Below are 6,434 nucleotides of genomic sequence, written 5' to 3' on the forward strand. Positions count from 1 at the left end.
TCGAATTTTGTCGAACAGTGTTATAATATGCAATAAGACCATACTCACATATTATAAAATTATACATATGAAAATGCAACTTTTAACACAAAGTTATTTCATCCTCTTTATATTTCTTCTAAAGGTTCTCCATCGTGTATTAAATTAATATAAAAGTGGAATTATCCTTGCTTATTTATCAAGAACAAAATAAAAAGTCGAATTATGACAAAACAAAGTGTCAAATCCGACTTTTGTAATTCACTCTCAATAAAGGCCTTTTTATTATTTCTACTAGTAATCGTATATTAAATACTACGTTTTAAAATTGGGATACGGCTAATAGCTAGGGTAGCTAAGATACTGCTACCTAGAACTACTATATACGTCCCGATATATCCGAAGATATTTTGCTGAATCATTGGATTAATTTCAACATACATTTTGAAGAGTGTTAAGAACAATGGATGAATTAAAAAGATACCAAAACTTAATGGACTTATTTTCTTTATCATCCAATGTTGTTTTGTTTCTTCTGTACACATCTTTGTAACTAAACCAACTATACCTACACTTGCTAAGAAGATATTTATCGAGAACGGATAATAAGGATAATTAGCCAATGCACCTGTCGTTTTGTCTAATTTAATATACGTAAGTGCAATTGTCATAACTGTTCCAAGTATGAAGAATAACCCGCTCATATCTAAAAGAATTTTACTTCGATATTGCTCAATATAATAACCTAAAATTGCATACCCCAAGAATGAAAACGATAGATAGTTAGGAATTGGAGATACCTGACCAATCTCTTGAGAAACAAGCGGAATCGCAATTTGAAATGCAAACCAGATAAGTACAAGATTTCTTATTTCTTTTTCAGTCGCTCTCTGAAGGATTGGCTTTATAAACGGAATGAAAATATATACTGCAATTATAGCTTGGAAAAACCACATATGATAATAACTATTAAAGTAAATTACCTGTTTAACCGAATCTTTAAGTACAAATGATGTTTCGAATATATAATTAGAAAATAACACATAAAAAACAGCCCATACTAAATATGGAATCAATACTCTCTTACCACGTCTAATATAGAATGAGGCTACAGAGTCTTCTGCCTTAGATGACAACAATAGAGCACCTGTAATCATAAAGAAAACTGGTACGGCAAATCTAGCAATGCCATCACCTATATTGGCCATCCACCAATAACTTTTTGCAACCGTAGCATAATGTGAAATAATCTCATCCGATACATGAATAAGAACTACCGCTATTGCAGCTACAACACGTAAAACATCCAAATGGTATTTATATTGCTTCATTTTATTTATCCTTCTTTCTTTTCTTTTACAAATCTAAATATCTTAAACAAGGAATATTAATACGAATAGTTAGATTTATCTACAAACATTTCTATTATTCAATAGCTTATTTATGAAGAAATATACTGTTGAATCAAAAGATTATTTAATTCCATATAATTATTGTAAATTACTTCTTTATAATAGTACATTATTATATCATACCAAAAAAACATATATTCTTCTATATTTTCCAATAAATATTCTATAGTTTCTATAATTAGTAAGCTTAATCTGGGAATAATGGAAGAGGCTTTCCGTATAAACTCTCTATTCCCTTGTTTACTCGGTATATAAGATATTTAAGGAGTTTTTCATTTCTTTTATATTATCCAAATACACGCCATTTTCTCTATCTTTCTTTATGCGAATTAAAATACATCTATTTTAATTCGCATAAAGAATTTTTATATAGTCTAACACTAACAGTACTTTCCTGCTTGTACAAGCTTGTGTATATTACTCTATAACAGCTTCTTTAGCCTTGTCCTCTTCTTTGCTAAGCAATTGATAGATATATACAAAACCAAATACTGAAATAGCGGTAATGCCCCAACTCAATACTTGTTTAAGGATAAGACCTTTATCGAATGACTCTACACCATACTCCATGATAAGCCATACTTTGACCGAGGCTAACAATATTTCTCGTACAGCAAAACCTAGCGTAATTAATTTGAAAACGAATAATACCTTACGTTGATAAAATGATACTTTCGTACTTTCACGATCTGCTCCTTGTAACTCTGCAAAATCAAGTGAAAATAATAAAGCAAATGGCTTATTTATAAAAATTGTCGTTACAAATACGAATCCTAAGAAATAGCCATAATACACGTTATTCCACAGCATTTGAATGGCTGATCCTGCTATAACGTCTATTAATGTTCCAAGTACTAAGTTCGTAATGATAAACAAACCAGATATATTTATTTTTTTTACCATCATGAAGCGGATAACACTATAAATAATACCTGGAACAGAAGAAAGAAGCATCGCATAATAATCTCCTGTATACTCTCTACCAAAGTTCCAAATGACTAATGGAAAAATAAGAAAGAAGATTAAATCTCCTACTATCACTTTATTATTATTCACAAATATCCCCCTTATTTAAAACGTATCCAACCTTTTCAATCACTGATTTGTTGAAAAGATAGTGGCTGTACTTGTCCATTTTGCATAGAAAGAATGACATTGAAATTTTCTTTTTCAAGATTGTTTGCATTAAATTTCGTTACCATTACCTTCGCATATTGCTCGTCCTTACCTACTAATTTACTCGAATATGAAAAACCTTTTACAGTAGAATTAACGTGCATCATTACAAATTCCTTAGCAAGTAATTCAAGATGTCTATCTGTGCCAGGTTCAATAATATGCTCACCCTCACGAGGCGCCTCTCGCTCTTCAATTATATTACCTTGTTCATCCTTAGTAATAAATTTAACATGGCTATTGCTCCTCGAATCCTGTTGTTTCAATACTTCCATCTCTTGTTGTACCACTTCATAATTAATGTCATCCATAGCTTCTCCTGAGTCATACGATTTTTCATCATTCTCTAATGGAGTCTTGTTTTTTTCTACTGTCCTTTTGTTATCCATACTAGCCACATTATTCTCGTTTTCAAGAGGAATCCCATTTTTGTTAGAAGTTCCACCACTGTTGGATGATACGATGTCTTCTTGTTCTGGTACAACGAACGTAAATTCTTTTATTTCTTCAAAATAATATGTAACTAGGCAAACAGGTAGTAACAAACCAATAATACCTATTAAAAGAATCTTTTTTAGCATATAACCACCCTAATTATATTGTTGAAGTACTATACTCTACACGTAAACATTCATAATTCCTTAAAATAAATTATAGTTCATAAGATAACTAAAATACAATTAGACGGCATCCCATAAGAATGTTTATTCATGCTGCTCCTAATCAATCTGTATAGAGCGTGGTCTACTTTTACACTTTTAATGTACGTTGATTTCCGACCAAAAGAAAAAGACCTATTTCTCGGTCTTTTTTTCATGCAATTGTTTATTTAATTGTAGGTAAAACATCAGATTATTCATCATCACCAAAATCAATCATCACTCCAACTATCTCTTTAGAAGTGTTATATTTTACTTTTACTTCATACATTCCGTCACCATAGCCAGACATTGAAACCACTCCACCAGGAACAACTCCCCCCTGTGCATCTGATGCAGCCGTGTCAGAACATGCTACAAAATATTTTATTCCTACCTCATCTATCTTGATGTCATAGATATTTTCCACTTCATATTGAATAGCATCATCTCTACCAAATAATATAAAGTCAAATATTCCTGCTTGTCCAGAGTCAACTCCAATTAATGTATCGCAATCATTCCATTTTCCTCTTGTTTTCTTTTCCCCATAAAAAGCAAGTACACTTTTTACAATTTCTTCATTATTATAAGAGATGGATGCAGTCCAATTACCACTTTTCACATTTGACAGTATGATTTGTACCTCTTCCTGTTCATCCACCTTATAGCATGGATCAGTAACAATTAACTTTCCACTTTCTACTTTAAAAATACCAACTGTTTTAGTCTTATTAGCATTCGCTTTAGGCACATACCAATCAATAAATTGGCTTAATGTTAATGCTTTACAATCGCTTGTTCCAATTTTATTACTCCAAAGATAAATTTGCTCCTGCATAAATCTTTTTCTAATACGGTAGCACATTTTATCACCATTCACATTTTCGCCAATACAAATCATATCATTTGATATTTTTTCCGGTCTGTTCTCTCTATTTTGTTTTACAATATCAATTGCTAATTCTGAGCGTCTATCAATATGAATCGGGAACAAAGTCCAATCACCAAATTTTGCTCCATTTGTTTCTAAAAAGAGTTCCTTATATTCATCTGGAAAAATAGCACCTAGTTCTCTTTCTGTTTTTTTCAATTCGAGCAACGATACTCCAGGCACTTTTGAACTTGAGTCAATCATGTTTATTACTTTCTTCATTTTCCCCTCCATGATAATATTCTAACCTTGATAGGAATCTTATCTGTCTACACTCTTACTTTAAAATAAAGGTGAAAAAGTTCTATGCCTATCTATTACATCATCACTAAATAGATTAATATATACTCTAATCATCTCCATGCTTGTATGATCTAATATGTATTGTAATTCGAATGTAACTGAATATTCTGTTTTATACAAACAAAAAAATGTTCCTTACAAACTGTAAGAAACATTGATTTCACTGTATTGGCAAACAGTGTCATGATACCGATGGTCGGGGTCGAACCGACACTCCAGAGGAACACGATTTTGAGTCGTGCGCGTCTGCCAATTCCGCCACACCGGCATGTCAATATACTTATTATACCTTATATATGAAATTAAAGGCAAGTATTATTTCAACCTACTATCTAAGCTAAAAAATTCTTATTCATGAAAAAACACGCCTTCTACTGAAAGCGTGTTTTTGTTGATACCGAGGGCCGGACTCGAACCGGCACGGTAGTCACCTACCGCAGGATTTTAAGTCCTGTGTGTCTGCCAATTCCACCACCCCGGCTAAGACAGAAATATTAAATGGAGGCGGCAACCGGATTTGAACCGGTGATCAGGGTTTTGCAGACCCATGCCTTACCACTTGGCTATGCCGCCATTTAATATTGGAGCGAAAGACGGGATTCGAACCCGCGACCCCAACCTTGGCAAGGTTGTATTCTACCACTGAACTACTTTCGCGAATGGCTGGGCTAGCTGGATTCGAACCAGCGCATGACGGAGTCAAAGTCCGTTGCCTTACCGCTTGGCTATAGCCCATTCATCAATTATTTATATAAAATATATAAGGGGCGATCGATGGGAATCGAACCCACGAGTGTCGGAGCCACAATCCGATGCGTTAACCACTTCGCCACGACCGCCATATTAGTAAAATTGGCAGGGGTAGTAGGAATCGAACCCACACTGGAGGTTTTGGAGACCTCTGTTCTACCTTTAAACTATACCCCTATTTAAATGGTGGAGGGGGGCAGATTCGAACTGCCGAACCCGAAGGAGCGGATTTACAGTCCGCCGCGTTTAGCCACTTCGCTACCCCTCCATATAAAATGCCGACTAGAGGACTTGAACCCCCAACCTACTGATTACAAGTCAGTTGCTCTACCAATTGAGCTAAGTCGGCTTAACCTAGATCAAGATGGTGGCTCGGGACGGAATCGAACCGCCGACACGAGGATTTTCAGTCCTCTGCTCTACCGACTGAGCTACCGAGCCTTTAAAAATGGCGGTCCCGACCGGGATCGAACCGGCGATCTCCTGCGTGACAGGCAGGCATGTTAACCGCTACACCACGGGACCATTTTGGTTGCGGGGACAGGATTTGAACCTGCGACCTTCGGGTTATGAGCCCGACGAGCTACCGAGCTGCTCCACCCCGCGTCAATAAAAAATCTTTAGGTTTTAAACTAATGGTGGAGGATGACGGGATCGAACCGCCGACCCCCTGCTTGTAAGGCAGGTGCTCTCCCAGCTGAGCTAATCCTCCATAATAAGTGGTGACCCGTACGGGATTCGAACCCGTGTTACCGCCGTGAAAGGGCGGTGTCTTAACCACTTGACCAACGGGCCAAAATTCTGTTAAGTAACTGGCGGAGAGCAAGGGATTTGAACCCTTGAGACAGGGTTACCCGCCTACACGATTTCCAATCGTGCTCCTTCGGCCACTCGGACAGCTCTCCATAAAGAGTGGCTCCGCAGGCAGGACTCGAACCTGCGACCGATCGGTTAACAGCCGATAGCTCTACCACTGAGCTACTGCGGATTAATTTTGCCTGGCAACGTCCTACTCTCACAGGGGGAAACCCCCAACTACCATCGGCGCTAAAGAGCTTAACTTCCGTGTTCGGTATGGGAACGGGTGTGACCTCTTTGCCATCATTACCAGACTATTTTTTTAGCAACATTACTTATTATACTTAAATAATTTATAATGTCAACAATTTTTTCGAAGTATTTATTCCTTCAAAACTAGATAATGTGTGCTAAACCTTGCATAAACGTTAGTTAAGTCCTCGA

General features: G+C 36.2%; 4 protein-coding genes, 16 tRNA genes and 1 rRNA gene. All 21 read right to left on the reverse strand.

Going from position 1 to position 6,434, the window contains the following annotated elements; genetic code table 11:
* Window positions 1–287: 287 nt before the first annotated feature.
* The 21 genes from IEV41_RS12045 to rrf all read right to left on the reverse strand — a co-directional run bounded on the left by IEV41_RS12045 (window position 288) and on the right by rrf (window position 6,304).
* A complete protein-coding gene (locus IEV41_RS12045) occupies window positions 288–1,310 on the reverse strand; it encodes an acyltransferase (RefSeq protein ID WP_188388611.1) in 1,023 nt (340 codons plus the stop codon).
* 498 nt (window positions 1,311–1,808) lie between these two features.
* Window positions 1,809–2,447 carry a VC0807 family protein gene (locus tag IEV41_RS12050; protein ID WP_229722199.1) on the reverse strand — a complete coding sequence of 213 codons (639 nt, stop codon included), beginning with the start codon at window positions 2,445–2,447 and terminating at the stop codon, window positions 1,809–1,811.
* A gap of 35 nt (window positions 2,448–2,482) precedes the next feature.
* Window positions 2,483–3,148 (reverse strand): hypothetical protein, encoded by a 666-nt coding sequence (locus IEV41_RS12055; protein WP_188388612.1) that lies wholly within the window; start codon window positions 3,146–3,148, stop codon window positions 2,483–2,485.
* Window positions 3,149–3,419: 271 nt separating this feature from the next.
* Complete coding sequence (locus tag IEV41_RS12060; protein ID WP_188388613.1) at window positions 3,420–4,361, reverse strand: SMI1/KNR4 family protein; 942 nt, start codon at window positions 4,359–4,361, stop codon at window positions 3,420–3,422.
* A gap of 268 nt (window positions 4,362–4,629) precedes the next feature.
* A tRNA-Leu gene (locus tag IEV41_RS12065) sits at window positions 4,630–4,710 on the reverse strand.
* A gap of 127 nt (window positions 4,711–4,837) precedes the next feature.
* A tRNA-Leu gene (locus IEV41_RS12070) sits at window positions 4,838–4,923 on the reverse strand.
* An 18-nt stretch (window positions 4,924–4,941) separates the two neighbouring features.
* Window positions 4,942–5,015, reverse strand: a tRNA-Cys gene (locus IEV41_RS12075).
* 9 nt (window positions 5,016–5,024) lie between these two features.
* A tRNA-Gly gene (locus IEV41_RS12080) sits at window positions 5,025–5,099 on the reverse strand.
* A gap of 3 nt (window positions 5,100–5,102) precedes the next feature.
* Window positions 5,103–5,177, reverse strand: a tRNA-Gln gene (locus IEV41_RS12085).
* A gap of 31 nt (window positions 5,178–5,208) precedes the next feature.
* Window positions 5,209–5,281, reverse strand: a tRNA-His gene (locus IEV41_RS12090).
* A gap of 14 nt (window positions 5,282–5,295) precedes the next feature.
* Window positions 5,296–5,369: transfer RNA gene (locus IEV41_RS12095), tRNA-Trp, on the reverse strand.
* 7 nt (window positions 5,370–5,376) lie between these two features.
* A tRNA-Tyr gene (locus IEV41_RS12100) sits at window positions 5,377–5,460 on the reverse strand.
* A gap of 8 nt (window positions 5,461–5,468) precedes the next feature.
* Window positions 5,469–5,541: transfer RNA gene (locus IEV41_RS12105), tRNA-Thr, on the reverse strand.
* A gap of 16 nt (window positions 5,542–5,557) precedes the next feature.
* Window positions 5,558–5,633: transfer RNA gene (locus IEV41_RS12110), tRNA-Phe, on the reverse strand.
* A gap of 8 nt (window positions 5,634–5,641) precedes the next feature.
* Window positions 5,642–5,717 (reverse strand) — tRNA-Asp (locus tag IEV41_RS12115).
* Between the two features lie 4 nt (window positions 5,718–5,721).
* Window positions 5,722–5,798: transfer RNA gene (locus IEV41_RS12120), tRNA-Met, on the reverse strand.
* Window positions 5,799–5,828: 30 nt separating this feature from the next.
* Window positions 5,829–5,904: transfer RNA gene (locus IEV41_RS12125), tRNA-Val, on the reverse strand.
* Between the two features lie 8 nt (window positions 5,905–5,912).
* Window positions 5,913–5,987: transfer RNA gene (locus IEV41_RS12130), tRNA-Glu, on the reverse strand.
* 18 nt (window positions 5,988–6,005) lie between these two features.
* Window positions 6,006–6,097: transfer RNA gene (locus tag IEV41_RS12135), tRNA-Ser, on the reverse strand.
* Window positions 6,098–6,105: 8 nt separating this feature from the next.
* A tRNA-Asn gene (locus tag IEV41_RS12140) sits at window positions 6,106–6,180 on the reverse strand.
* A gap of 8 nt (window positions 6,181–6,188) precedes the next feature.
* Window positions 6,189–6,304, reverse strand: a 5S ribosomal RNA gene (gene rrf / locus IEV41_RS12145).
* Window positions 6,305–6,434 lie beyond the last annotated feature (130 nt).

This window comes from Priestia taiwanensis, from assembly GCF_014638355.1.
Lineage (GTDB): Bacteria > Bacillota > Bacilli > Bacillales > Bacillaceae_G > Priestia_D > Priestia_D taiwanensis.

Excerpts from the sequence above, each read along its gene's own strand:
- IEV41_RS12045 (WP_188388611.1), bottom strand. The coding sequence starts at position 1,310 with ATGAAGCAATATAAATACCATTTGGATGTTTTACGTGTTGTAGCTGCA.
- IEV41_RS12055 (WP_188388612.1), bottom strand. The coding sequence starts at position 3,148 with ATGCTAAAAAAGATTCTTTTAATAGGTATTATTGGTTTGTTACTACCT.
- IEV41_RS12060 (WP_188388613.1), bottom strand. The coding sequence starts at position 4,361 with ATGAAGAAAGTAATAAACATGATTGACTCAAGTTCAAAAGTGCCTGGA.